Raw genomic sequence first — 26,097 nt, 5'->3', positions numbered from 1 at the left:
CGATGCAACAAAGTATCCTGATCACTCCATCGGCGGGCCTGGATCTGCAAGAGGACCACGACACGCGGTCCACGACGCTCCTGGGCTTCTGGATTTACCTCATGAGCGACTGCATTTTGTTCGCGGCGCTGTTTGCCACATATGTGGTGCTGAGCAACGCCGTCGCCGGCGGCCAGACGGGCAGGGAACTGTTCGATCTCCCCTATGCCCTCGTCGAGACGTTCCTTCTGCTTGTCAGCAGTTTCACCTGCGGGCTCGCCACGCTGGCCATACCCAGAGGGAGCAAAGGCGGCGTGGTCGCCTGGCTAGCGGTCACCTTTCTTCTGGGCTTCGCCTTCATCGGCATGGAGCTTTATGAGTTCCATGGATTGATTGCAGATGGGGCAGGGCCTGACAGCAGCGCGTTCCTGACAGGCTTTTTCACCCTGGTGGGTACGCATGGCCTGCACGTGACCGCCGGTCTCGTCTGGGTAACGGTGCTCATGGTTCTCGTGGTGCGGAACGGCCTGACAGAGACCAACGAAACGCGGCTCATGTGCTTTAGCCTGTTCTGGCACTTTCTCGACATCGTCTGGGTGGGTGTATTCACCACCGTCTATCTATGGGGAGTAATGTAATGGACCGCATAGAGACCAGTGCCGGGCGCGGGAGTCTCCGCTCCTATTTCACGGGCTTCTTGCTCTCCCTTGCGCTTACCATCACTGCCTTCTGGCTGGTCAAGGCCGAGGCGGCGCCGGCGCCTGTTCTCCTCGTCGCCGTTCTGGCGCTTGCGGGTGTGCAGATCGGTGTGCACCTGCGCTGTTTTCTCCACGTCAACGGCTCGGTGGAGGGGCGGTGGAGCCTGATCGCGCTGGTCCTGGCGAGCCTGTTCGTTCTGGTAATCGTGGTCGGTTCGACTTGGGTCATCCACGAGCTCGATCAGCACATGATGCCGTGGATGAGTGTGGATGGCTGACGGTGCCGGACTCCTGAGGCCCCTTCAGGAAAAGAACATCACCGCCGGAGAATGCCGACTGGATTGCCGGAGATCAGGCTGGCGACGTCGAACAGGACCCGCGGCACAGCGAGCCCGCTAGGACAGGCGATGTATTGCGGGATCCAGACTGGGCCGAACTTCTGCTTGAAAGCCCTGAGCCCCTCGAAGTCGAAGAACTCGTCACCACGGCGGTATATGAAGGTGCCGAGCCGGTTCCAGGTCGAGGCAAGCGGATGGTCGGCGAGACCGGCCAGCGGGGCGGCGCCCAGATTGAACCAGCGATAGCCTTCATCCCTGCCGTAGATCAGCAGACGCGCAAACAGTGCATCCATCATGACTTTGGAGACGCCCGGCCTATAGCGCATGAGGTCGATCGAAAGCTCGTCGCGGCCGGCGCTGCGCCATAGATTGGCAAAGGCGACGATCTCGCCCTCACTGCGCATGACGGCGCAGTCGAACTCGCAGAGATAGGCGCTGTCGAAGCGGCCGAGCGAGAAACTTTTCTCCCTGCCGATTTTGGTAGCGAGCCAGGCGTCCGAGACCGCCCTCAGCTGCGGCAGGGCGGCGCGTACCTCGGCCCTAGGCAGGATTTCGAAGTCAAGGCCTTCCCGGCTCGCTCTGCGATCGGCATAGCGGAAATCCTGCCGGTCGTGTCCTTCGAGCGTGAAGGTTGAAAGATCGACCCGTGCGACTTCACCGATCTTCAGGATGGCAAGGCCGAAATCGAGGTAGACCGGCAGCATGTCCGGCCGGACGGCATAGAAGACGGCGCGCGCACCCGCCTTGTTGGCTTCCTCGGCGAACCGCCAGATGAGACGGCGCCCCGCTTCCGCCTCGCCCACCGGATCGCCCATCGTGATCCAGCTTCGGCCGGAAATGCCGTACATGAGGAACGCACTCTCGTCCTCGGCCACCAAAAACCTCTTGTCGCCGAGGAGCGCGACGTTGGGCTGCGCCTGCGGGCATCTTGCCAAAAGCTGCCGCACCGGGGGAGGGATCCGCACGCGGCCGATCCTGCCCTGCACCGGCCGGTTGATCAGCGCGTCGGCTGCGATCGCACTCGCAACGACGGCGAACGCGAGTGTGGCCCGTAGGAAGCGTGGCGCATCGCCGTGCCAGGCGAAGGCCCACCACAGGTTTTGGCTATATTCGACACTGCGGTAGGCCAGGAATCCCACGAACGTTAGTGAAATCAGGGTGACGGCGATGAGCCCTAGCCAGACGGGCGTCGGGCGAAAGGCGCGCCAGTCGCCCTTGCGATAGAAGGCGCTTCTGTAGCCGGCCAGCATCGTAGCGATGGCGAGAAGGATGCCGGCTTCCTCCCAGTCGAGCCCCTTGGCGAGCGAAAAGGCCGCTCCCGCAACAAGCAGGAGGATGGCCACACTCCTGGCGAGCGCGATGCGGGCATAGAGCCCGCGCGCAAGCACGATGAGCAGCAGGCCGATGATGCTCGCCAGCATGTGCGAGGCCTCGGCGAAGGGGAGGGGGAGGAAATCGCGCAGCACGCTCACGCGAGCGCCTTCGGCAGGCAGATCGCCGGATAGCAGTAGGACGGCCCCGCCGAAGAAGACGAGAATCGCGGCAAGCGGAGGAACGATCCTGCGCGCTAAAGCGAGCGTCTTTCCCGAAGCCGTGTGAAGCCCGCCCGAAAGGCGATGGATCGCCGGGGCCGCCGTGCCGTGCACGGCGGCCCCGATGACCGGCCCAAGGCCACCCAACTCCATGATCCGCAGTAGAGACCGGGCGGCGGGGCCGACAAAATCTTCCAGCTTGGAATGCTCTTTCATAACCTGCCTCCCAGCCGGCGAAACGCAGAACGTCCTTCGCCGCAGAGCATTTCTGCCGGATTCAGCACTGATTTCGGCTGAAGGCGCAGGCTCAGCCGAGACTCAGAATGAAGCGCCGGTTAGGCGAGCGGATCGGTCGGGCGTTCATCGGGTAGAGTTTGGTGAAGCGTTTGATATCCGCCGCGTCCACCTCGACCGGCTCCATTGCCACCATCCAATCGACGCCCTCGGAACAGGGTGGCGTCGTCAGGGATCCTCTATAGGTCCAGTAGCCGAGCGAGGCCGGCAGGAGTCCGTTGGGATCGACATCTTCGACCTCGACTTCCTCGCCTTTTTGCGCGGGGAAAGCGGCGGCAAGGCCGGCGAAGCTGGCATTGGCTTGCCCGGGTTTCAGGAAGACGCCGAGCACGCCGAGCGCATCGGTTCTGGCATCCGCATGCACGAAGTGCGCCTCCATGGGGAACGTCGTGCCATCCACGTGATGCTCACTCGGCGCATGGAAGTGGAACTGCAGCAGTTCGTAGACACGGTCGCCGAGCCTCAGCGTGCTGCCTTCCGGCACGTTGATCTGGATCGTATGGCCGTTGTTCACCATCGTCCCGCGGCCCTTCTTCCAGCCGACGGCGATGCGCGGAATGTCGGCCCTGACGGCGCTGGCGATATCGATCGGCGATTGCCGTGTGCCGCCGGAACACACGAAGTTGCTCGAGTCCAGATCGGCCCAGTGTGCCGGGCCTTCCTGACCCTCATAGCCCCAATGGCCGCTTGCCGCCCGGGCTGCCTGCGCGCAGATGGGGCAGGCGCCGAGCGCGATGAACCCTTTGAGCAGATGACGACGATACATGTGGTTTTGCTCCTTGATGGAATTCGTGTTCTTGGCTTTGACTGGAGGTCGCCCTGTGCGAGGGGCGACCGGGGCCAGGCCCCGCGCCGGAGGGGAGTACGCGGGGCTTGGCCTTGGAAGGCCCAACGCTACGCGGCCTTCAGAACCTGCGCCGATGTAGCGTTGAGCCGCTCCATGATGCTGCGGGCCCGCTCGATCTCGTTTGCGTCGCCATGGGCGATCACGAGGAATTTGTCGGCCTTGAGGGCCATCTCGTACTGGATGATGCTCTCCTTCGACACGCCGAGGCTGTAGAGCGCCGCTCCCATGGCCGAGAAGCCGCCGACCACGACTGCGCCCTCGAGCGCGCCAACGAGGATGCTGACGAGCGGTCCGCCCACCGCAAGCGGACCGATGCCCGGCACCCAAAAGAAGGCGGCGCTGACGAGCATGCCCCACAGGCCACCCCACAACAGGCCGGTGCCGCCCCAAAACTTCACCCGCTCGCCCGTCGTGTAGAAGCCGACGGGCTGCTCCTCGCTATGATAGCCCTTGCCGACGATCGACAGCTTCTTCATGTCGAAGCCCGACCGCTGGAGGTCCTTAATGATCTCTTCCGCCTTCTCATGGCTCTCGAACACGGCGATGATGGCGTCTTCCTTGGCTGTGGCTGTCTTGGGCATGACTTTCTCCTTTTTGCCTTTGGTACAGCGGCAAAGCAGCTGCGATGCTGCTCGCTTGGCTCTTTGCAAGCCTCGGGCCAGCCGCGCAAATCATTGGCAGTGAAAGGAAAATTCCAGCCGTGCCCGACAGGCATGGAGCCTGGGTTGGGGGAAATGCACCTCGCTGGTGGGCGAAATCAGCCGCGCTATGCGCGTGAAGCGGTCCTTTGCAACCCGTGCCGCGCCATGCGGTATCGCAGCGTCTCGCGCGTCATGCCGAGCCGGCGGGCTGTCGCCATGACGTTGTTCCCGTCGCGCTGAAGCGCCGCCTCGATGATCAGCTTCTCCATGGCGTCGAAGCTCATCGAGCCATCCAGGGGCAGGCGGACGGAATCGCCTGATTCAGCCACCGGCGCGGCGTGGCCCGGTCGGATCTGCAGCCATTCGGTCGGCAGTTCTTCGCCCATGGACAGAAGCACGGAGCGCTCCATCACGTTGCGCAGCTCGCGCACATTGCCCGGCCAATCATAAGCGGCAAGACGCTCGCGCGCGGCCTCGGGCACGCGCGTCACATGCTTGCCGGAAACGGCATTGAACTCGCGGATCAGCTCTTCGACGAGCGCGTCCAGATCCTCCTTGCGAGCACGCAGCGGTGGCAGCTCGAGCTGAAAGACGCCGAGCCGGTGGTAGAGGTCCTCGCGGAATGCCTTCTCTGCCGTTAGGTCGCGCAGGTTTCGGTTCGTCGCCGTGATGATCTGCACGTCCACGGGGATCAGCCGCTCGCCGCCGAGGCGGCGGATGGCCTTGTCTTCCAGCGCCTTCAGAAGCTTCGCCTGAAGGTCGAGATGAAGCTCGCCGATCTCGTCGAGGAACAGTGTTCCCTCGTGCGCCTGCTCCATCAGGCCGCGATGGCTGCCCTTGGCGCCGGTAAACGCGCCGGCCTCATGGCCGAAGAGTTCAGATTCCAGGAGCTCGCGCGGCAGGGCTGCGCAATTCACCTCGACGAGCGGGCCGCCGGCGCGCGGGCCGCTGTGGTGGAGGATCCGCGCGGCAAGGCCCTTGCCTGATCCCGTCTCACCGACAATGACGATCCCGCTCAGCGGCACCTGGCAGAGCCGTGTGAGCGTGTCGCGCACGCGTGCTGCCGCCTTGCTGCGGCCGATGAAGGCCGAGGGGCTGTAACGGCCCTGCCGCTGTTGTGTCTCGTCGGCGAGACGCCGCTGCGCCCGCGCCCCGCGATAGGCTGCGGCGAGGATGCGGTCGAGCCGGTCGCGGTCCATGGGTTTGGTCAGGAAGTCGAAGGCGCCGAGCCGCCTGGCCCTTTCAGCGTCAGGCGCCTCGCCCAAGCCGGTGAGGAAGATCCACTCGCGCTTGTCGCCTTCCTCGCGGGCACGCTCGAGGAGGTCAAGCGCGTTGCCGTCCGGCAGATGCAGGTCGGACAGGACGACCAATCCCTCGTAGCCGGGCCCATAGACGTAAGGCTCCGCATCGCGCAGCCTGCGGACCAGTCGAGTACTGCGCCCACCCCGCTCGAAATGGCGCTTGAGGTCGATGCCGAGCATGGTGTCGTCCTCGATGATCAGTAATTCCTCGCCCATTGAACGGCATCTCCCGTGACATGAGCGGCGGCTTACACATTGTCTATAACAATATCCACCAAGCGGTGGTTGAAATCCACCAGATCGGCGTTTCCGACCACGTCTCAAGGCTCAGTTCAAAGACGTTGAGACTTAGGCGCTGCTCTCGATAAGAAAGCAAGAACAACCGGTTAGCTCATGGCCAGCCACATTCGGCGGCGAGGGCCGCTTCTGGCCCGATTCTTGAACCGCAGTTTTTGCAAAGCAAACTGGCGAGCACGTCGAGCTGTCCTCGCCGGAAAATCACCGTCCCGCCGCGAGGAGAAAACCGTGTCAGCCCTATCCGATCTGCGATCGCTCACCAGGCAGCAGCGCAACGCCGTCGTTGCAAGCTTCCTTGGCTGGACGCTCGATGCTTTCGACTTCTTCATTCTAGTCTTCGTCCTGAAGTACGTCGCCACCGAGTTCGGCACGGACGTTGCGAGCGTCACCATTGCCATCACGCTCACGCTCGCAATGCGACCGGTGGGTGCGCTTCTCTTCGGCTACGTGGCCGACCGGTTCGGGCGGCGGCCGACCCTGATGGTCAACATCCTGCTTTATTCGGCGCTTGAATTTGCTTCGGGTTTCGCGCCCTCGCTCACGGCGCTCATCGTCCTGCGCGCTCTTTACGGCATCGCCATGGGCGGCGAATGGGGCGTGGGCGCCTCACTGACCATGGAGACGATCCCGCCGAAAATGCGCGGGCTCGTGTCCGGCCTCCTGCAGGCGGGCTATCCGGCGGGCTATCTCGTCGCTTCGCTCGTCTTCTTCCTGCTTTTTCCGTACGTCGGCTGGCGCGGCATGTTCATGCTGGGTGCGCTGCCGGCGCTCGTCGTGTTCTACATTCGCTCGACGGTGGACGAATCCCCCGTCTTCCTGGCGCGCCAGCACAGTGCAGAGCGGGGCAGGATATGGGCCACGATTCGGGAGCACGCCGGTCTCTTCGTCTATGCCGTGCTTCTGATGACCGCCTTCAACTTCTTCAGCCACGGCACACAGGACCTTTACCCAACGTTCCTCGAAGTGCAGAGGAACCTTTCCACGACCACGGTCGGCACCATTGCCGTTATCTACAATATCGGAGCGATCCTCGGCGGCATCACCTTCGGGATGCTGTCGGAGAAGATCGGCCGTCGGCGCGGCATCATTATTGCGGCGCTGCTTACGCTGCCAGTCATCCCGTTGTGGGTCTATTCATCCGGGCCGGTGCTTTTGGCGGCCGGCGCGTTCCTCATGCAGTTCGCCGTCCAAGGCGCGTGGGGCATCATCCCCGCCCATCTCAACGAGCTGTCGCCCGACAACATCCGCGGCACCTTCCCCGGCTTTACCTATCAGCTCGGCAATCTGCTCGCTTCCGCCAACGCCACCATGCAGGCCGGCCTCGCCGAGCACTACGGCAACGACTATGCCTTCGCACTTGCCCTTGTGATCGCCGTCGTTGCCATCGTGGTTGCGCTTCTGGCCGGCCTCGGCGTCGAGGCGAAGGGGATCGCCTTCGGCAGAGGGCGTGAGGCCGGCAAGCCTCACAGCGGACGACCGAAGCCACCGCCCAGTGCCGTCACCGGCGGATCTCTAAATGTCCATTAACAGGAGGACGGGATGCGCCCGCAGGCAACCCGCGGTCGCAAGCCCGGGAAGAAGGATGATTGATTTCGGCATGCACCTGACCGCCTCCGAAAGGGGTGGCGCCCACTTAAACATCTTGCTCTCCGGCATTTCCTATGGAACACGCCTTCTCCCAAACGATCCCGAGGTCTTTCGGCCGTGATCCCGCGACTGTCGCCCCTTTCTCCGTCAATCCAGCCGCTCCTCCTGGCGCTCGGCTTCGCGCTCCTCGTTCTGATCGGCGGAACCTCCGTTTGGCTCGTCAGGCAGACGGATACTGATGCGGCCCGCGCTGTGCAAACGCTCGAAGTGAAGGAGCGGCTCACGCGGCTCCAGGCCCTTATATGGCGTGCCGAAAGCAATCAGCGCAGCTTCCTCCTGGTGGGCGATGAACGATATCGGGAGGCCTTTCGCTCCGATGCAGACGCGGTGGCAGCGACGATGGGGCAGCTCGAGAACGCCTTTGCGGGCGCAGGAAGGGCGCTTTTCCGGCAACTCCGGCAGGCCATTACCGATGAATTTTCCATGCTGGAACAGACCGGGGAATGGCGCGAGAGGGAGGGGCTGGACACGGCACCACCCAACTTCCTGGAGGGCTCGAGGGCCGAAGAGATACGGGCCATGATCGGCCAGCTCATCCAGCAGGAACAGCGACTGCTTGCAGAGGAGCTCGCTGCCTCCAGCCGGACGGCAAAGCTGCTGCTTGCGGCGAGCCTTTCCGGTGTCGTCTTGATCCTTCTCCTTGCGGCGATCTCAATCTTCATCGTCCGCCGCTCCACGGGCCGGATGATTGCTGCACAAAAGGCGCTCAAGGAGGCCAACGAGTCGCTGGAGGAAACCGTCGCCAGACGCACCGCCGAACTGCGCCAAGCCAATCAGGAAATCCAGAATTTCGCCTACGTGGTAAGTCATGATCTGCGCGCGCCACTCGTCAACATCATGGGTTTCACGAGCGAAATCGAAATCATCCGCAAAGAGCTTCGCGACCGCCGATCGGCAGACGAGGCAAAGGCCGAGGATGCGGAGGGAGAGGAGGCGCTCGACCGGGATTTCGATGAGGCGCTTCATTTCATCAAAAGTTCAATTGCGCGCATGGACCGGCTTATCAAGGCCATCCTGAAGCTCACACGCGAGGGGCGCCGCGACTTCCGCCTAGAATTGATCGACATGACCGAGCTGGTCCGCTCCATCGCCGAAGGACTCGGCTATCAGGCGCAGATGAAGGGTGTTGCGATCACGGTCGACCCCTTGCCGTCCTTCCACGGTGACCGCCTGGCGCTGGAGCAGGTTTTCAGCAATCTCTTGGACAATGCACTGAAATACCTGCGCGACGATATGCCGGGGCAAATCCGCGTTACGGGCCGTGCCACGAATGGAGAAATCGTCTATGAGGTTCAGGACAACGGGCGCGGAATAGAAGAGAAGGATCTCGAGCGCATATTCGATATCTTTCGCCGTTCAGGGCCGCAGGACAGGCCGGGGGAGGGGATCGGCCTCACCCATGTCAGAACCCTCGTCCGCCGTCTGGGCGGCAGCATCGCGGTTCGTTCCGAGCCTGGCCGGGGGAGCACTTTCCAGGTGACGTTCCCCAGCCGGCCGCCGGCATCCACTTCGGAGACAGATCCATGGCAGAACACGTCACCATCATCCTGATTGAGGACGATGAGGGTCATGCCCGCCTCATCGAGAAGAACATCCGGCGGGCCGGTGTGCGCAACGAGATCGTCGCCTTCTCCGACGGCACGAGCGCGCTCGCCCACCTCTTCGGACCGGACGGCGCTGGCGCGGGGCATGTCGGCCAGGCGCTCCTCATCCTGCTCGACCTCAATCTGCCGGATATGTCCGGCGTCGAAATTCTGAAGCGGATCAAGGAGCACGAGCACCTGAAGCGGGCGCCGGTCGTCGTTCTCACCACCACGGACGATCAGCATGAAATCAAGCGCTGCTACGACCTCGGCTGCAATGTCTACATCACCAAGCCGGTGGACTACGAGAGCTTCGCGAATTCCATCCGCCAACTCGGCCTCTTTTTCTCGGTCATGCAGGTTCCCGAGACGAAATGACGGCGTCTGATCCGATCCACCTCCTCTATATCGACGATGACCCGGCGCTAGCGAGCCTCGTCCGCAGGCATTTCGAGCGGCAGGGCTATGCCGTGGAAACGGCAGTGAGCGGTGAGGAGGGGCTTGCCTGCCTCAAGGCCGCACGCTTCGACGTCATTGCACTCGATCATTACATGCCGGGCCGAGACGGCCTCGAAACACTCGCCGCCATCCAGGCCGAGCCGGACCCGCCCCCCGTAGTCTATGTCACGGGAAGCGAGGAGGGCCGCGTCGCCATCGCCGCGCTGAAGGCGGGAGCGGCTGACTACGTCATCAAAGATCTGGGAAGCGATTTCCTTCCTCTCCTGCAGGCGGCCATCGAGGGCGCCATGGCCGAGGCCCGGCTCAAACGCGAAAAGGAGGCGGCGGAAGCGGAAGTGCGGGCCGCGCGCGACCGCTTCGAGGCGCTGGCGGTCGAGAGGGCGATGCTCCTACGCGAGGTCAACCACCGCGTCGGCAACAGCCTTCAGCTTGTCTGCTCCTTCCTCCATATGCAGCTTTCTTCGATTGGCGAACCCGAAGCCGGCGCGGCCCTTACCGCCGCCCACGGCCGTGTGCTCGCCGTGGCGCAGATCCACAAGCGGCTCTACACCTCCGACGACGTGCGCTCGGTCTCGCTCGACCAGTATCTGCGCTCCCTCGTGACCGATATCGAGGCTTCCTCGGCCGGGGCTGCCGGCGGGTGGCTCGCGCTTGCCGCCGATCCGGTCGACATCGACCCGGACCGCGGGGTCGCTGTCGGCGTCATCGTGACGGAGCTCATCCTCAACGCGGTGAAGTACGCTTATCCGGGAGGCACCGGTCCGGTCCGCATCTTCCTCCGGGAAGAGGAGGGTCGCATTCGGCTCTCGGTGGAGGACGATGGTGTCGGCGCGACGCCGCCATCACTGGATTCGACTGGCATCGGGCATCTCATCATCGACGCCATGGCAGAGAGGCTGGGCGCCTCAACGGTGTACGACGGCGCCCATCGTGGCACCCGCGTGGTGCTGGAGTTCTCCTCTGCGTCGGCACCGGTCCGACAGGCGCTCTGACACTCCTGAGAAGGGAGCGTCACCCCTCTATGATTGTGCGCCGCTTTCTGGGCGCATCAGGAAGACGAAGGGGATAAGGCTTGCGAAGATCACCGCAAGCAGCAGGAAGTTGTCGAGGAAGGATAGGGTCAGCGCCTGTTTGGCGACGGTATCCGCAATCGTTGCTTGCGCCTGATGCAGTGCGCTCTGCCCGCTCGAACCCGCCTCCATGAAATGCTCCTGCAGCCCGGCGGCCAATGCCCGGTAGGTCGGGTTTTCCGGCGTTACGTGAGCGACGAGCGCGGTCTGGTGCGCCTGCACGTGCCGCTGCAGCATTGTGGTCAGGAACGAGATGCCGATGCTGCCGCCGATATTGCGCGACACGTTGATGAGGGCGGAGGCGCTGTTGCTCTTCTCCGGGGGCAGCCCGACATAGGCGAGCGTCGTAATCGGGATGAAGAGGAAGCCAAGCCCGACCGCCTGCACGACCCTGGCATCGGCGATAGACCAGTAGTCAACGGAAAAATCGAAGCGCGACATGTGATAGAGCGACCAGGCGGCGACGGCGAGACCGAAGGCGATCATCAGCCGCGCGTCGATGCGCCCCGTCATCCGGCCCACCAGCGGCATGACGAGGATCAGTGCCAAGCCGCCAGGCGAAATCACCATGCCGGCTTCCATCGCGGTGTAGCCGAGAAGCCGCTGTGTGAACTGCGGCAGTGCTGCCGTGCTGCCCAGCAGGACGAAGCCGAGCATGAACATGAGCGCGTTCGAAAGCGCAAAATTACGGTTGGCGAGCAGCCGCAGATCGACGATTGGATATTCGCTTCTCAGTTCCCAGACAACAAAGGAGATCAGGCCGAAGGCCGAGAGGAGGGCGGCGGCAAGGATGAAGTGCGAGGCGAACCAGTCTTGCTGCTGGCCGCGGTCGAGCACGATCTGCAGGAAGCCGAAGCCGAGCGCGAGCAGCGCGAAACCGACATAGTCGATCCTGACCCCGCTTGCGCTGAGCCGCAATCGCTCGGCAATGAGGTGCGGCGGGTCCTTGATCAACTGGCCGATGAGCAGTGACAGCGCGATGCTGACCGGTACGTTGATGAGAAACACCCAGCGCCAGTCAAAATTGTCGGTGATCCAGCCGCCGAGCGTCGGACCGATGGCCGGAGCCACGACAACTGCCATTCCGTAGAAGGCAAAGGCCATCCCGCGCCGTGCCGGCGGAAAGCTGTCGGCGAGGATCGCCTGGGAGACCGGCTGCAGCCCGCCGCCGATCAGCCCCTGTAGGGCGCGCGAAAGCACGAGGATCGCCAGGCTCGGTGCCAACCCGCACAAAAGCGAACTCGCGCCGAAGCCGAGAATGCAGCCGACATAGTAACGCTTGCGGCCGAGTACAGTGGCAAGCCAGCCGCTCATCGGCAACACAATGGCATTGGTGGCGAGATAGGAAGTCAGGATCCAGGTCGCCTCGTCGGCGCTCGCGCCGAGTTCGCCGGCGATGTTCTGAAGCGCGACGTTGGCGATCGAGAGGTCGAGGACTTCCATGAAAGCCGCGAGTGCAACAACCGGCGCAAGGACGAAGGAAGCCGCAAGCGGGGCGATGGGAGCGTCGGACACCGTCATGGCCGTGCCTGCTCCCCGAGGTTGGAAGGTGCTGCGCCGACATCTACGGTCGGCTCGACAGACATCCCGGGGCCTAGCACCATTGTGGAGTCAATCGGGTCATCTATGACGATCTTCACCGGCACCCGCTGCACGACCTTCACGTAGTTACCCGTGGCATTCTCCGGCGGCAGGAGCGAGAATGCTGCACCACTTCCGTGCTGGATGCTGTCGACGTGGCCGTGGAGCACCGTTCCTGGGTAGGCATCCACGCCGACATCCACCGGCTGGCCGGGCCGCATGCGCTCCAGCTGCGTTTCCTTGAAATTCGCCACAACCCAGGGCCTGCCTGTGACGAGTAAGGAAAGCGTCTGGCTGGGCTCCACCGCATCCCCCGGATTGACGGAGCGACCGGTGACAAAGCCGTCGCTCGGCGCGCGGATTTTCGTATAGGAGAGGTTGATCTCCGCCGTATGCAGGGCGGCCGCAGCGGAGGCTACGTTGGCCACGGCCGCATCGAGCTGCGCGCGCTTTTCCGCAACCTGCTTGGCGGCGGCGTTGGCGGCATCGAGCTGCGACCTCGCCTGGACAAGCTGCGCCTGTGTGACCACGACAGCCTGCTGATTGGCCTTCAATTCGGCCTCGGCGCTTGCAAGCGCAGCCTTGGCCTGATCGAACTGATCCCGCGAAGCGAAGGTGTCGGCGGCAAGCGTTCCGTAACGCCCAGCTTTGACGTTGTCGTAATTTGCCGCCGCCCGGCTGGCAGCAACCTTTTCCTCGGCTTCCTTCGCCGCGGCTTCGCTAAGCGCGACGCCGGCCTTCGCCTGCTCGAGATCAGCTGCCGTGGTCTGTTGCGTGAACTCCAGGGCGCGCCGCGCCACCTCCTCGTTCGCCTTTGCTGCATTGAGCGCGCTTTTGGCCTGGGCGAGGGCGGAGGCATAGTCGCGCGAATCGAGCTCGATGAGCAGGTCTCCAGCACTGACCCTCTGATTGTCGTTGATGTGAATCGCCCGGACGGTGCCTGCCACGCGCGGGGCGATCTGGACGACATCAGCCGCGACGAAGGCATCATCGGTCGTCTCCTGATTGCGGGTGAGGAACCAGTAGCCGGCCCCCGCAACGATCAGCCCGACGGCAACCACGCCTGAGACGGCCGGCAGTAGCCGGCGGTGCCTGATGCTTGCCGTTTCGCCACGCGCGGACTTTTCGGTCGGACGAGGATATTCATTACCGTTCGTCATTGATTGTTCTCGGGTGTTCGCGACGTGCGTCGTTGCGCGTGTTCAGCGGGTTCTGCTCTTTACAGGCCGGTGCTCGAGGAAGGGATCGGGCTGAGCGTCATGGAACGGCACGTCCTCGATCCCCCATGCGCGCTCGATGTTATGGACATGCACGTGACGGCCGTGATGCGCATTGAGCACTTGGATAGCCCTGTTCTCCTGAGCGAGGTTGCGCGCTTGCACCCAAAGCAGGAGACCGCCTCTGGCGATCTGAGCGCCGATGGCGTCGTGATGGCGCTGCGAGACCGTATGGGTCAAAAATCCACCCAGAGCACCTCCCGCTGTGCCCGCAAGGAGCAGCGCAGCCAGGGCCAGCGCAAGCGATCCGCCGGACGCCACCACCGCGGCATAACCGCCAACGGCTGCCGCGTAGAGGGGCAGGCCGACCGCGGCGGCCTCGATCTCGGCGCGCGAATCGGATGAGACGAATGCGTCGAGGCGCGTCCGTGGATCGTCCTCCAGCGCGCTGACCGAGGGGATTTCCGCAGAGGGATCGTTCCCGTCGCCTTGGCTTGGCCGGTTTGCCAAGACGCTTATTTGCTGCCGGTCGAAGCCTGAGAGCAACAGCTCGTCGACGGCCGCCTCGAGCTCGTTCTCTGTCGGAAGCACGCCCACCACCTCCGGCGAACCATAAGAAACCAGCACGTCGCCGTTTCCCACACTGTGGTGCCGGCTCTCTGCTGTGCTTGGGCTGTATTTCGTGTGCATGATCGGACCCTCTTTGCGTTGCATTGTCGTTGAAGGCGCGGTTCCACAGAGCGCGGTAGATTGGACCGTCCCGCAGAGCCGTCGCATCGCCTCAGTTCAATCAAAGCAAAGCGCAGGCCAATCCGTATTCCATTGATAAGTAAGCGGAAAATCCGCGATAGGAATCAACGGGGAGCCGGTGACGGGCGATATAAACCACCGCCAGTGTGAAATCGGCCAGGGCTGGCGGAAGCCCTGCTGCAACGCGAGATGGCGCCTCCACGCTTATCGTCGTGAAGACGCCATCTCCACTCTTCGCAGATCCAGAGGCTTGCTCAGCCGGCGCTCGCCTGATGGAGCACGTCAGACACGACCTGCGGGGTGAGTATTTGCGCTTCTGCGATGTCTTTCTCGCTCATCGTTTTGACCAGCGTGTCGCGCAACTGCGCTGCTTCATAATTGCCTTCGCGGGCAGCGATCTCGTACCAGACATAGGCCCAGATCGGATCCTTCTTCACACCCCAGCCATTGGCATAGAGTTCCCCGAGATTTTGCTGCGCAGTGGAATCGCCCTCATGGGCCGCCCGCTCCAGCCATTTGTGCGCTTTGGCAAAATCCTGCAGCGTCTCCGTACCATTGAAGTAGAGCTGGCCCAGCCGGCTGTCGGCGGCGGTCCACCCGCCCTCGGCGGCTTTCGTGTACCACGTGAGAGCGGTGTCGACGTCTTTGGGTACGCCAAGGCCTTCTTCATACACATCGCCGAGCCAGAAGGCTGCTTCCGCGTTGTCTGCCTCTGCCAGTGGCTTCAGTATCTGGAGCGCTACGTCGTAGTTTTGTGCCGTCAGGGCAGCTATTCCGCCGTTGACCGTGTCATCCTCCGAGCCCGCTCGCGCCTCTATGATGCGGCCGAGTTCGCCCCGAAGGTCGGAGAACTGCGATTCCTTCTGGCCTGCCGGAGGCTCCGCCGCGACCTTCTCGATGCTGTTGCGCAAGGCCAGAATTTTCGTGGCCTGGGCTTCGGGTGCGCGATCGTCCGCCCGATCCATATAGCTCAGCGCCAGCCCCAGCTCCTCCGCCGCCTGCTGAGGATCGTGCGTCGTGAAGCGGGCAATTTGAGCATAGGAAAGGTGCAGCTTTGCCTCGATCAGGTCCGCCTTCATGTCGGACTGGGTGGCGGCGCGCTGCAGTCCGGCCGCGAGATAATCCATGCTTCGCTCCGAAACAGCCTTTGCTCGTTGCCACAACTCGTCCAGCCGTGAGGGCACGTCCGAAGACTTCGTCTCCATATCCGCTTTCAGCGACTGTGCCTGATCAGACAACGCCTGCGCAGCCTTGTGCGTCTCCTCATTCATGTTCTGCCCGGCATGGTTGAGGTATCCGATCGCCTGATCGAGATCGGACTTTGCCGCACCAAAGGCACCAGCGGCATACTCCTTCGCAGCCCGCCAGAGAGACTGGTGCGCCTTTACCAGCGGCTCCTGAACCGTGACGGACAGATACACGGCGTTGTCCTCGGCGGCCGTCAGCGCCGCTTCTGCGGCGTCGATGTCGTTCCCGCGCAAGGCTTCCTGCGCCTCTATGACCAGGCGGCGTGTCGTGTTCAGCGGCAAGTCCACCTCCCGATAGACATGGGTCCCGTGGTGCGTGGTCCACGCCTTATCCTTCATGGTCCTGCCCGGGAGTGAGGACTGAGCGAGGTCCAGGAGGCCGAGCGCCTTGCCGAGCTTTCGGTCGGCGCCGTCGACGTCCTTCTTCGCCAGTTCTCCTCTTGCCTGTTCAATAAGGCGTAAGGTCCTGGCGGCTGCCGAGGAAACGGCGGCGTCGCCCGCCTGCCCGGCGGAGGCGGCCTTGGCCTCCTTCGCATTTTCCTGAACCTGCGCTGCCTGGGCCGGGGCCGTTATCGCCGTCGTGGCCATCAAGACAGCAACGGCGAGCGCCGCTATAGGGGTGGTTGTAATCTTCCGGATATCCCGTTGCATCGCATGCTTCTCCTTAATTGCTGGGCAAATGTCCCTGAATCCCCGGGACGCAAAATGGAGGAGCAATCGACGCGCCAACTGGAAAAATGGCTTCATTTCAAAGCCATAGCTTTTTGAGGGGCTCGCGGCATCTCACGTTTGGTTCAAATCCACCACACTTCGGACCACCGCGTGGGCGATGTGGAATCGCAAGTCGGAAGCCGGCATTCGGTGGAACGAAGTCATGATGCGGACGTTCGCCGGCCGATTATATGACGACTGTCGATGCCTAAGGTATCTCAGGAATTGCGCTGGAATGCGCAGTGGCAGGGGCTGCCTTTCACAACTGCTTCGCGTGCTCTGTCATCGTCAACTCGAGTGCCCACCTTGGAGGCATCGCCTTTGAGAACAGGAAGCCCTGAGCCATTCTACAGCCAAGCGCCTGCAGCGATTGCCGATCCTCTTCTGTTTCGACCCCCTCCGCCATGACTTCTATGCCGAGGGTCCGGCCGAGATCGACAACCGCTTTGACAAGCAGTTGGTCTTCCGGGGATTTGGCCAGGCCGCGGATGAATCCCTTATCGATTTTGACCTTGCCTATACGACCGTCCTTGAGCGATGCCAGCGTGGAAAAACCGGTGCCGAAGTCGTCGAGCGCGATCGAAATGCCGGCATGTGAAAGACGACCGAGTTTTTCGTCCACCCTGTCCCGGTCCACCGGGGCCTCTTCGGTGATCTCGATTTCGAACATCGTCGCAGGAAGTCCCTTCGAGTCCAGGCCATTCAATATCAGATCGTCGATATTGCCGGCCTCCAGTTCACGCGGCGACACATTCATTGCGACACGAATTTCCTGGCGGCCAGCCTTCGCGAGACCGTCGATCAGGGCGCAACAACCAAGGAACACCGTTTCCGTAAGCAGCTGAAGCATTCCGGTTTCGCGCGCGGCCGTCACGATCTCGGGTGGAGAAATCGCACCGTGAAGCGGGTGGGACCATCTCAGCAATGCCTCGAAACCGACCACGGCACCGGTATCGAGCTGAACGATGGGCTGGAACCATGTGCCAATGCTTTTTGCCTCGATCGCCGAACGGAGATCCCGTTCGATGCACTGGCGCCGCTGTAGTTCTGCATCGAGTTCGCTATCGAACAGGCAGAATTCGTTCCTGCCGCGACGTTTGGCCGTGTAAAGGGCGATATCCGCCCGCAACAGCATCTCCGTCAGCCTGGGTCGTTCTGATAGATAGATTCCGATGGATGCGCCGATCTGGACGGACGCAACCCCAGAATAGGGACTGGCAATCCTAGCTATGATCCGGGATGCAAGCTCACTCGGAGAATGCGAACGCTCAGTTGAGGGAAGAAGCAGCACGAACTCGTCGCCGCCGATGCGGGCGAGTATTGCACCCTCCTGTGCTTCCTCCTCTATCCTGCGGGCGATCTGAACGAGCAGGTCGTCACCAATCTTGTGGCCATATGTATCGTTGACGGATTTGAACCCATCCAGATCGATCAGCATCGTTGCAAAGGGACCGCCGGCATTCCCGAGCTGGTCGACAATGTTTTCCAGCCCCCGCCTGTTGAGAAGGCCCGTCAGGGGATCCTCCCTGGACTTCCGCTTCATTTCCGCGGCGATCTGCTCCGCCTCGTGTTTGAGGCGGCTTACCTCGCGGAAGCGGGCTTGCCCGACAAACGAGCTTCTAGCCAATCCGCCGAGGAAAAGCAGGACCGCAAAAGCCAGGATGTAGTCTTCAAAGCCCCCCTTCGCCACGAGGCACCCCGCCGTGATCAAGAGCGGCGGTGTGATGAAGTTGATCGGTGCTGCGGCATACGAAGTGCCATATGTGACCGCACCAGCGGAGATTCCGGCAAGGATGATCAGATGAAGTGGTGCTTGAGGAACCGTATATCCAGCTGTGAGGACGGCAAGAAGGGACCAGGCAAAGCCGGATAGAAGAGCGAGAATGCCATAGAGACGAAGCCGCCGTGAAACACCCTCCAGATCGTCCTCGTGCTTTCCTGCCCAGGGTGCTGGCCGAAGGGCGAGGGCGAGGCGGGCACCGTTTATCGCATTGACCACCAGGAACCAGATCGCGGCTGCAAAGCCGCTACCGGAAAGCGCCTGAACAGCCAAAATCAGCCCCGACAACACGGTGCTTATCGGCATGGACACGAAGAGGCCATGCCTCAGGTCAGCAAGCTGATCCTTGAGAATTCTGCCTTCCAGCGCGTCCTCTATCTCAAAGGCCATGGTTGGGTCAGCTTGCCTCGCACACTCATTGCGTCAAGAGACCTAGGCTAGGCACGCTGAAGGACAGGTTAATGGTTTCAACGGTTTATTGGCATTTTGGATCGCACGCTGTCCGCATTGTAAGGCTGAGCGGATGATCTGATTCTACTGCGGTCGATCGGCCTGCTCTCGCTTTCAAAGCCGCAAATCTCAAAAGTATTCAAAAGCCCCCAGCCGAACACGGGATCCTTACCCCGCTCGCCCAGGTCTTCGGCTGAGGCGGCAAGTCGCTGCTCCACCTCTTGGTGCGTAAGGGTGGGGGTTTTGGTCTTCACTATAGCGGCCGCGGCAGAAACGAAGGGGGCAGCAAAAGAGGTTCCCGTCTTGGGCCGCGCGCCGCGGATGGAGGCCGCGGTCCAGACATCGACACCGGGGGAAGCGATGTCGACGTGTTTGCCTTGGATGGCGCGCCGGTAGGGACGTTTGTGGCGATCGACGGCCGTTACCGCGATCACTTCCGGATAGGCAGCGGGATAGACGGGCTCAGCGCGCGGGCCATCATTGCCCACGGCCGCGACGAAGACGACCTTGTTCTCTGCAATGGCCGATTCAATGGAATGGCGCAGCAGGTCATTCGCATCGCCCGCAAGGCTCATGTTGACGACGGACACATCTTTCGCAAGCAGATGGTCGATCCCCATGACGAGATCGAAGACCTCGGCGCGGTCGCTTCCGCTGCTTGCCTGTTTGAATGCGTCCACGGCGAACAGTTCGGCGTTGGACAAAAGCCCGGGCGTTCGGCTTGACCGGGAGCCGACAAGGAGCGCGGCGACCGCGGTGCCATGCTGGCGCCCGGAAGCAGGTTCCTGCTCGTCGCCAATACGCATGACCTCGATCGCGCTTTCGGCAAAGGTTTCATGGTCCGGATTAATTCCGGTGTCGATCATGCCGATGCGTACAGGCGTTTCGCAGGCGTTGCGCGCTTTGACGTTGCGGACAGGCCAGTTCACCAGGAGAGGCGCCCAGCAGAGCCCATCGGGACAGGTGCGTGCTTGCTCGTCAGCTTGTCCGGGGCGGTAGTAATGATTGAAATCGGCTTGGCCGGTCGGGTCGAGCACGCGCACCTCTTCTCGCGCCGCTTCCAGATCCGTACCCGCAGGTACCTCAAGCTTCACAATGGATTGGCCGATTGAAGGAAGGGCACTTTGCTCCAGAACTACATAGCCATCGGCCTCCAGCTGGGCCAGGTTCTCGTCCGAAAGACCCATCGCGACGATCTGGCGTTCCGCATAGCGTGGTTGCGGGGGCGGGGGCGCTGTGCGGCGGGGACGGGCGGCCGGGCGGTTGCGAAAGGGACGCACCAACTCGCGAAAAATGCGTGGCGGGCTCGGCGCGCGAAAGACAGGTGATGAGCTACTGCCGCCATATCCTCGGCTCCCACCGCCACTGTCATCATCATCGTCACCATCGTCGTCGCCATCATCATCGTCGTCAGCGAGTGCCGGCGTGATGAGTTGAAAAGGTCCCGGATCAGGCAGCGCGAAAGAGCCCAACACCGAGAGAAACAGCAGGAAAGTCAACGCTTTCCGTGACCGCTCAAAGAATAGTCCGCTCATCGTCTCTTCCACCGTTGCCGCCACGGCTTTTCTTCCATCTTCGATGGAGTTCTACAAACCTGCACTGGAAACGGGCGAAGAGCTATTCTATTCCTCGGTCGGCTATTATTTTTCAGCATCGACTGGATTGGGAGGCCGATGACGGCAGGCGAGCAAGACATCGGCGTTCAGCTGATCGCCCTGCTGCCGAACATGCGGCGGTTTGCACTATCGCTTACGCGCATTCCCGACCTGGCCGACGACCTAGTCCAGCAGGCTTGCGAGCGGGCACTCGCGAACGCGGCAAGCTTTCAGGCTGGCACGCGATTTGATGCTTGGATATTCCGCATTATACGCAATCTGTGGATCGACCGCCTGCGGCGCGAGAAGACTGCTGGCCCGACCGACGACATTGAAGAGCGCGTCGACATCGTCGGTGAGGATGGCGATAGCACGACCGAAGCGCGGCTGACGCTCGCTACGGTAAGCGGGGCCATCGAACGTTTGCCGGACGAGCAGCGGGAGGTGATCATGCTGGTCTGCGTGGAGGATCTGTCCTATCGCGAAACCGCCGGAGTGCTCGGCGTCCCGATCGGAACGGTTATGAGCCGGCTTGCGCGCGGACGGAAAAGATTGGCGGAACTCACAGGAATAAATGCCAGCTCTGACCGTTCTCCCGAGCAAAGGGATTAATGGTGATGACGAAACCCGCGTTCGACGACGAGACATTGATGGCCTTCGCCGATGGCGAACTCGACGAGGCCACTGCCGCGGCCGTCGAGGATGCTGTCAATCACGACGATGAGTTGATGGCGCGGGTTGCCATGTTCATGGAGACCCGGGCACGCGCGAAGGCAGAGATGGCGTCTTTGCTCGACCAGCCGGTTCCGCACAAGCTGGAACAGGACGTGCGGGCGATGGTCGAAGAGTCCCGTAAGGCTTCAGCAAACGATGCCGAAGCTGAGCCCGGCCAGGTGGTGCAGCTTGGCAGCGTGCGGAAAAACCACTCCGCCCGGCGCGCCGAGACTTGGACACTGCCGCTCGCAGCCTCACTGGTCGCTGCGATCGCAGCCGGGATTGTCGGCTATCAGCTCGGCAGTGCGGGTGATCCCGAAGAGGCCCGCGTGGCGGGCGTGACCGACCCGGCCGTTCAGAAAGCCTTGCAAACACTGGCTTCCGGCGAGGAACGCCAGCTTGCCGGAGAAGAGCGGCGGATCCGCATTGTTTCTTCCTTCAGGGATCAGGATGGCACCTTCTGCCGCGAATATGAAATCGATCCGGCCCAAGGTTCATCGCTGGTGGCCGTCTCCTGCCACGAAGCCAGCGAGTGGATAACAAAAATTGCTGTTACGGCACCACTTGGCGAGGATGGATACGCGCCTGCGTCCTCGATGGAAGCCCTCGAAGCCTATCTGTCGGCGATCAATGCCGGGCCTGCTCTGTCGGAAGAGGAAGAGGCGCAAGCGCTCGCTGATCTGCGCTGAGATCGGCAAGGCAGCGCTTTCAGTTTGCCAACTGCACCAACTGCTTTGCCCATAGTGCCCGGATCAGATTTTCCACATCGGTAGCAATCTGCCCAGGTTCGATATCGGGATAGGCTGCGCTGACCGCATCTGTGATTTCGCGCAGCGAGGCGGCTTCCTCCAGAAACTTCCAGATTGCCGCGCCCACCTGATCCAGGGCGAAAATCCCACCGTTCTCCCCATCGACAAGAAAGATCAAGCCTTCAGCCTCCCGCAGAATTATGCCTTCGCTGTGCCGGATGGCGCAGTTGGCCAAGCGGAAGGGATCGGGTTGTCTGGCTTCGAGGCGCTCCGTTTCGCTGAGCGCTGGCTCGGCATGTTTCAGTCCCGACCACAGCGTGCGGCTTGCCACGGTTCCTGGAAAATGGCGGCGGAGCAGCGAAACGGCATCCGCGAGATCGCGATAGCGCAGCAGAAAGGCGGGGTTATCGTCGGTCAGCCGGTCGATGCGGTCCAGAATTGTCCCTGGGGGTGCGGCGGTACCGAAATTCTGCAGGAGCAGCATGCGCATCGCGCTTGCCTTGCTTACGGAAAAGAGCTGGCGCTTGGCATGTTCGGCGCCGCGTTCGAGAAAGATAAAGGCGCCCAGCTCGCGGCGTGCGCCGAGCGGGGCGCGGCTCGAAGAAGGCAGTCGGATGTAGCGGTAGTAGCCGTCATCCGCGCCAGCCAAGCGCCAGGCCGAAAAGCCAAAGCGCAGGCCCAGAGAAGGAGCGAGCGGCAGTCTCAGCCGCGGTGCGACGCCGGAGGCAATGGCGCGTATCTTCGCGCCTGTGCAGTCGAGCGGGAGGATGTCGTCCGAAACAAGCTTTGCGCCCTGGAACGCCAGCGCCGTGGCAAGCGTGCTTTTGCCCGCGCGGTGCGTATTTGGAAAGACGAGTGTCTGCCCACCCATGGAAACCGCGCCGGCATGGAGGCACAGGCAGTCCGCATCGTTTTCGACCAGACGGTTGAGGAGAATTGCGACCAGGCAGCACGCTGCGCTGACGGCGCTATCCTCGCAAAAAGGCTGGTGGTCTTCCTCCTCGATCCTAAAGCCGCTTCCGCCGCGCACTACACGGATCAACGCTTCGGCGGGTTCCAGTATGCTTTCAAACTGCCATCCGTCCGTGATCGAGAGGAGCACCTCAAACACCTCTTCAGTGGCGTCGAAAAGGAGCGGTCTTTCGATCAGGGCACAGCGTGCAAGCATTTCGGTTCTCCTAAGAACTGGAGGCAGCAGGCAGTTCGCTGCCTCCAGCTCATGCGCGAAGGGTTCAGAGGCGGAACATCCGGCCAATGCTATGCCCGATTTTTCGTAGCCCGCGCCCGACGGGGTCGGCGGAGTGCGCCCGACGGCGTCCGCGTTCGCCTGATCCACCGGATCCACCGGATCCGCCTGACCCGCGCCCGCCACGGCCACTGGAGCCGCCTCGGCTACCTCCGCCAGATCCCCTGCCTCCGCCGGATCCGCCGCCCGAACCACCGCCGGATCCGCCTCCTGAGCCTCCCGAAGCTCGTGCTTGGCTGACCTGCAGCAATACGGGAGCGGAATATGCGGCTGCGGCCAGGAGGCCGATCTGCCTTAGGGCGCGACGGCGTCCGATTGCCCCGTCGTTGTTCGCAAGGGTAGGTGTTGTGTTGTCGTCTTTCATGGAAACCTCCATCGTTCTTCAGTTGAGAGTCCGGCGAAAGACAATGCTGTCTGGCAGGTCCGCATTTGCCGGCCTCGCGAGGAGAACGGGCGGGAAGGCCGCTTATTCCCCTCGTTCGAATTGGGCTGTCGCCGTACTGCCAATGAAGCTGGAAAGAGCCGAAAGACATTGGGTTTTGATTGCGCGGGAATAATGCTGCGCAGCGCACGTTCTCCCTGGGTACCGGCGCAACGCGCATCCACGGGAGACCACCATGGAATTTCTTGATTGCAAACGCATCACCAAAGCCAAGCGGGCGTTTACCACGCGTCGTGTGCCCACCAAGCACATGCAGATTCTGGTTCCTCCTCCTGCTGAGCCGAGGTCGGGAGATTTGGTCCTCGCCAGAATCGACACGCTCGGCCATCACAAGGCGATCGAACTGCCCTCGGGACGCAAGGCGGCACTTGCCCCCGGGGACGAGGTACTTCTCGCCTACGGCAACCGCTATGCACCCGACCAGTTTGAGGCCCTTGTGCCGTCCGATCTCGGTCCCTGCGATATGGTTGCCGCAGGAGGCGTGGCGTCTCGCGCCGCCGGCTGGCACGATAGGATTGCGCTGCCGACTGGAATCGTACCAATCGGTTTGGTCGCTGATGTCGATGGCCAAGTCGTCAACATCGCTGACTTTGCCATAGCGCCCGAACCCACATTGCGCCTGCCGCCGGCTATCATGGTCTTCGGAACGTCAATGAATGCCGGCAAGACGACAACAGCCGCAAGCCTCGTGCGTGGGCTTGCGAGGGCTGGTTTTTCTGTCGGCGCGGCGAAGGTGACCGGCACTGGTGCTGGAAACGATCTTTGGGCAATGTCGGACGCCGGTGCCTGTGCGGCGCTCGATTTCACCGATGCAGGTTTCGTCACGACCTATCTGACACCGGTTGATGCCATCATCCGGGGCGCGGAGCGTTTGTTGCGGTCCCTTGCTGGTTCCGGTGCTGATGTCGCGGTTCTGGAGGTTGCAGACGGGCTATTCCAGCCCGAAACGGCAGCGCTCGCCAAGTCGCTGGAATTCCGGAAGCTTGCCCGCGGTGCACTCTTTGCCGCCGGCGACGCGATGGGAGCCGCTGCCGGATGCGAGCGTTTGCGCTCCCTCGGTTACGACGTGCTCGGGATGAGCGGCCGATTGACACGTTCGCCGCTGGCATGCCGAGAGGCAAGCATCGCCAATGTGCCGGTCTATGGGATCGAAGAGCTCTCGGATCCGACCATTGCGGCGAGCATGGTTCCGGAAAGCCCGATGATATCGCCGGTGAAAGTTATGGGAGGTGCGGTGTGCGCCCACCAAGTCTCCTGATCGGTGGGCGCCTTGGCGCAATGGCGGGGCTCGTCGCCAATGGCTTCAGCCAGGCAGCGGCCTCGCTTGCGCTGGTTTGGGTCGTCGATCTGGTGGCTTCGGGTGGACTGGCGGGTGGTCATGGATGGCTGATCGCCGCTGCCAGCCTCTTTCTCGGCATCACCCTCTTTGTCTTGAGGGTGATGCAGCGCCGACAAGGAGCCAAGCTCGCGCTTGGGTATGTGCGCGAAGTTCGAGGGCAATTGGTGAGGCACCTTCTCGCGTTGCCGCCGTCGGCGAGCCGGACACGGCTTGGCCTCGTGATGACCCGCCTCATCACGGATCTTTCCGCCATCAGGTCCTGGCTCGCTGACGGGATCGCTTCGTTTCTCGTCGCGGGGCCTTCTATTATCCTGATAGCGCTGGGCGGCTTTTGGCTCGCCCCCAGCGTCGCTCCCTACCTGCTGTCCGGCATTCTTCTGTGGCTGGCCATCACTATCCTCACCCTGCCGTTCCTACAGCATGCCATTCGCGAGAGTCGGCGGTGGCGTGGCCGGCTTGCGGGTCATCTCGGGGAGGTGGTTCTTGGCCGGACGAGTTTTGCTCATTTCGGCAGAAGCGGGCCAGTGATGCGCAAGGTCGACCGTGAATCGGACAGGATGAATGCATGGCTCATCCGGCGGGCCAGTTGGTCGGGCGTGGCCCGCGCAGCCAGCGAACTCGTCACCCCGGCCATGATCGCAATTCTCGTGGGCTATGCAGTCGCTGCCGGTCCGGCAATGCCTGTGGCCGATCTGAGCGCGCTTCTCCTTCTTTCCAGCCTGATCGTTGCGTATCTCTCCGATCTTGCGCGCGCTGCCGATTATCGGCTTGCCTATGTCGAGTCCCGGCGTCGGATCGCTTCTATCCTTGCGATGCCAGTCCTTTCCGACCCGGAGATGCCGATGCCTCTGCCGCGCACCTCGGCAGGGCGTCGGCTGTGTATCGAGCACCGCCCGGATGGCGGGTCGCTAGTGGTTCTGAAAGCCACACCAGGCGAACTGGTTTTGCTCTGCGGCGGTACTCGCACAAGCCGCAGCGCCTTTCTCGCCAGTGTCGCCGGCCTGGAAGAGGATGCAGATCTTTCCGTTTTTCTCGACGGCGTTCCTCTGCATCAGGTCTCGCGCCGCGACTGGCGGCGAGCGGTCAGCCTTTTGTCTCCGGCCATTCCGCTTGTTCGCGGAACCGCGATGGAGAATATCGTGATCGGCGCACCCTCGGGCACATCTCAAGAAGAGATCGGTTCCATTGCGAAATCGTGCAGGGTCGATGCTGATGGCGGTTCGGAAAATCCTCAGCTGCATACCAGAGCCTCTCACGCACCAAGCCCCGCGCAAGCGTCCCGTATCCGGGCTGCGCGAGCGATGATCCGTTCAGCATCCGTCCTGCTGATCGACGATGATGAAGTCTGCAACGATCAGGACTTGCTCGACACAATCATAGCCTACGCGAGAGCAGCACAGTCCATCGTCATCGTGTCGTGCCAGAGTGGTGAAACGATCGCCGCCGACAAGGTATGGCTTCTGGACAGAGGTTCCGGTGAGACAGATCAGACGCTGGAATGAGCTATTGAGAGCCGGCATATCATGCCGCCGCTTTGAAAGGCGGTTGATATCGGCGATTGCGGTTTCTTTGACGACGTAGTGGCAGCCG

21 protein-coding genes are annotated in these 26,097 nt (G+C 62.3%); 10 read left to right on the top strand and 11 right to left on the bottom strand.

What is annotated here, in order from left to right:
- Positions 1–2: 2 nt before the first annotated feature.
- Both cyoC and cyoD read left to right on the top strand, forming a co-directional pair.
- Positions 3–617, top strand: coding sequence for a cytochrome o ubiquinol oxidase subunit III (cyoC, locus tag N5A92_RS22855; RefSeq protein WP_260906572.1), 615 nt, complete (start codon positions 3–5; stop codon positions 615–617).
- Positions 617–955 (top strand): cytochrome o ubiquinol oxidase subunit IV, encoded by a 339-nt coding sequence (gene cyoD, locus N5A92_RS22850; RefSeq protein WP_260906571.1) that lies wholly within the window; start codon positions 617–619, stop codon positions 953–955. Before cyoC ends, cyoD begins: the two co-directional genes overlap by 1 nt.
- Positions 956–993: 38 nt before the next feature.
- Here the strand turns inward: cyoD and mprF are convergent, their stop codons facing one another.
- The 4 genes from mprF to N5A92_RS22830 all read right to left on the bottom strand — a co-directional run bounded on the left by mprF (position 994) and on the right by N5A92_RS22830 (position 5,846).
- Entirely contained in the window at positions 994–2,763 is a 1,770-nt protein-coding gene (gene mprF / locus N5A92_RS22845) for a bifunctional lysylphosphatidylglycerol flippase/synthetase MprF (RefSeq protein WP_260906570.1), read from the bottom strand.
- Between the two features lie 91 nt (positions 2,764–2,854).
- Positions 2,855–3,607 carry a carbonic anhydrase gene (locus N5A92_RS22840; RefSeq protein ID WP_260906569.1) on the bottom strand — a complete coding sequence of 251 codons (753 nt, stop codon included), beginning with the start codon at positions 3,605–3,607 and terminating at the stop codon, positions 2,855–2,857.
- 128 nt (positions 3,608–3,735) lie between these two features.
- Entirely contained in the window at positions 3,736–4,269 is a 534-nt protein-coding gene (locus N5A92_RS22835; protein ID WP_260906568.1) for a hypothetical protein, read from the bottom strand.
- Positions 4,270–4,454: 185 nt separating this feature from the next.
- Positions 4,455–5,846 carry a sigma-54-dependent transcriptional regulator gene (locus tag N5A92_RS22830; protein WP_260906567.1) on the bottom strand — a complete coding sequence of 464 codons (1,392 nt, stop codon included), beginning with the start codon at positions 5,844–5,846 and terminating at the stop codon, positions 4,455–4,457.
- Positions 5,847–6,155: 309 nt separating this feature from the next.
- Between N5A92_RS22830 and N5A92_RS22825 the strand changes: the two genes are divergently transcribed.
- The 4 genes from N5A92_RS22825 (at position 6,156) to N5A92_RS22810 (ending at position 10,608) form a co-directional block, all read left to right on the top strand.
- Positions 6,156–7,454, top strand: coding sequence for an MFS transporter (locus tag N5A92_RS22825; protein WP_260906565.1), 1,299 nt, complete (start codon positions 6,156–6,158; stop codon positions 7,452–7,454).
- Positions 7,455–7,631: 177 nt separating this feature from the next.
- A complete protein-coding gene (locus N5A92_RS22820) occupies positions 7,632–9,125 on the top strand; it encodes a sensor histidine kinase (RefSeq protein WP_260906563.1) in 1,494 nt (497 codons plus the stop codon).
- Complete coding sequence (locus N5A92_RS22815; protein ID WP_260906562.1) at positions 9,098–9,535, top strand: response regulator; 438 nt, start codon at positions 9,098–9,100, stop codon at positions 9,533–9,535. Before N5A92_RS22820 ends, N5A92_RS22815 begins: the two co-directional genes overlap by 28 nt.
- Positions 9,532–10,608, top strand: a complete 1,077-nt coding sequence (locus tag N5A92_RS22810; protein WP_260906561.1) for a sensor histidine kinase — start codon at positions 9,532–9,534, stop codon at positions 10,606–10,608. The genes N5A92_RS22815 and N5A92_RS22810 overlap by 4 nt, the downstream gene beginning before the upstream one ends.
- A gap of 27 nt (positions 10,609–10,635) precedes the next feature.
- Here the strand turns inward: N5A92_RS22810 and N5A92_RS22805 are convergent, their stop codons facing one another.
- The 6 genes from N5A92_RS22805 to N5A92_RS22780 form a co-directional block, all read right to left on the bottom strand.
- Complete coding sequence (locus N5A92_RS22805) at positions 10,636–12,207, bottom strand: DHA2 family efflux MFS transporter permease subunit (RefSeq protein ID WP_260906560.1); 1,572 nt, start codon at positions 12,205–12,207, stop codon at positions 10,636–10,638.
- Positions 12,204–13,427, bottom strand: coding sequence for an HlyD family secretion protein (locus N5A92_RS22800; RefSeq protein WP_260906559.1), 1,224 nt, complete (start codon positions 13,425–13,427; stop codon positions 12,204–12,206). Before N5A92_RS22800 ends, N5A92_RS22805 begins: the two co-directional genes overlap by 4 nt.
- Positions 13,428–13,469: 42 nt before the next feature.
- A complete protein-coding gene (locus N5A92_RS22795) occupies positions 13,470–14,174 on the bottom strand; it encodes a hypothetical protein (protein WP_260906558.1) in 705 nt (234 codons plus the stop codon).
- Between the two features lie 314 nt (positions 14,175–14,488).
- A complete protein-coding gene (locus N5A92_RS22790) occupies positions 14,489–16,132 on the bottom strand; it encodes a tetratricopeptide repeat protein (RefSeq protein ID WP_260906557.1) in 1,644 nt (547 codons plus the stop codon).
- 319 nt (positions 16,133–16,451) lie between these two features.
- Entirely contained in the window at positions 16,452–18,362 is a 1,911-nt protein-coding gene (locus tag N5A92_RS22785; protein WP_260906556.1) for a putative bifunctional diguanylate cyclase/phosphodiesterase, read from the bottom strand.
- 77 nt (positions 18,363–18,439) lie between these two features.
- Positions 18,440–19,981 (bottom strand): S8 family serine peptidase, encoded by a 1,542-nt coding sequence (locus tag N5A92_RS22780; RefSeq protein ID WP_260906553.1) that lies wholly within the window; start codon positions 19,979–19,981, stop codon positions 18,440–18,442.
- 114 nt (positions 19,982–20,095) lie between these two features.
- On the opposite strand from N5A92_RS22780, the gene N5A92_RS22775 reads away from it, so the two are divergent.
- Together N5A92_RS22775 and N5A92_RS22770 are read left to right on the top strand one after the other, a co-directional pair.
- On the top strand, positions 20,096–20,629 hold the full coding sequence (locus tag N5A92_RS22775; protein ID WP_260906551.1) for an RNA polymerase sigma factor: 534 nt from the start codon (positions 20,096–20,098) through the stop codon (positions 20,627–20,629).
- Positions 20,629–21,420: an anti-sigma factor family protein gene (locus N5A92_RS22770; protein ID WP_260906550.1), complete on the top strand. Its 792-nt coding sequence runs from the start codon at positions 20,629–20,631 to the stop codon at positions 21,418–21,420. The genes N5A92_RS22775 and N5A92_RS22770 overlap by 1 nt, the downstream gene beginning before the upstream one ends.
- A gap of 19 nt (positions 21,421–21,439) precedes the next feature.
- Here the strand turns inward: N5A92_RS22770 and N5A92_RS22765 are convergent, their stop codons facing one another.
- Complete coding sequence (locus N5A92_RS22765; RefSeq protein ID WP_260906549.1) at positions 21,440–22,648, bottom strand: PqqD family peptide modification chaperone; 1,209 nt, start codon at positions 22,646–22,648, stop codon at positions 21,440–21,442.
- A 695-nt stretch (positions 22,649–23,343) separates the two neighbouring features.
- Here N5A92_RS22765 and N5A92_RS22760 point away from each other — a divergent pair.
- Together N5A92_RS22760 and N5A92_RS22755 are read left to right on the top strand one after the other, a co-directional pair.
- Positions 23,344–24,426, top strand: a complete 1,083-nt coding sequence (locus N5A92_RS22760; RefSeq protein ID WP_260906547.1) for a P-loop NTPase family protein — start codon at positions 23,344–23,346, stop codon at positions 24,424–24,426.
- Complete coding sequence (locus N5A92_RS22755) at positions 24,405–26,009, top strand: ABC transporter transmembrane domain-containing protein (protein WP_260906546.1); 1,605 nt, start codon at positions 24,405–24,407, stop codon at positions 26,007–26,009. Before N5A92_RS22760 ends, N5A92_RS22755 begins: the two co-directional genes overlap by 22 nt.
- Positions 26,010–26,097 lie beyond the last annotated feature (88 nt).

The sequence above is a fragment of the Chelativorans salis genome (assembly GCF_025336525.1).
In the GTDB taxonomy this organism is placed as follows: domain Bacteria; phylum Pseudomonadota; class Alphaproteobacteria; order Rhizobiales; family Rhizobiaceae; genus Chelativorans; species Chelativorans salis.
Note: the sequence above shows the minus strand (reverse complement) of the source record. Positions and strands in the feature narration are given on the sequence as shown.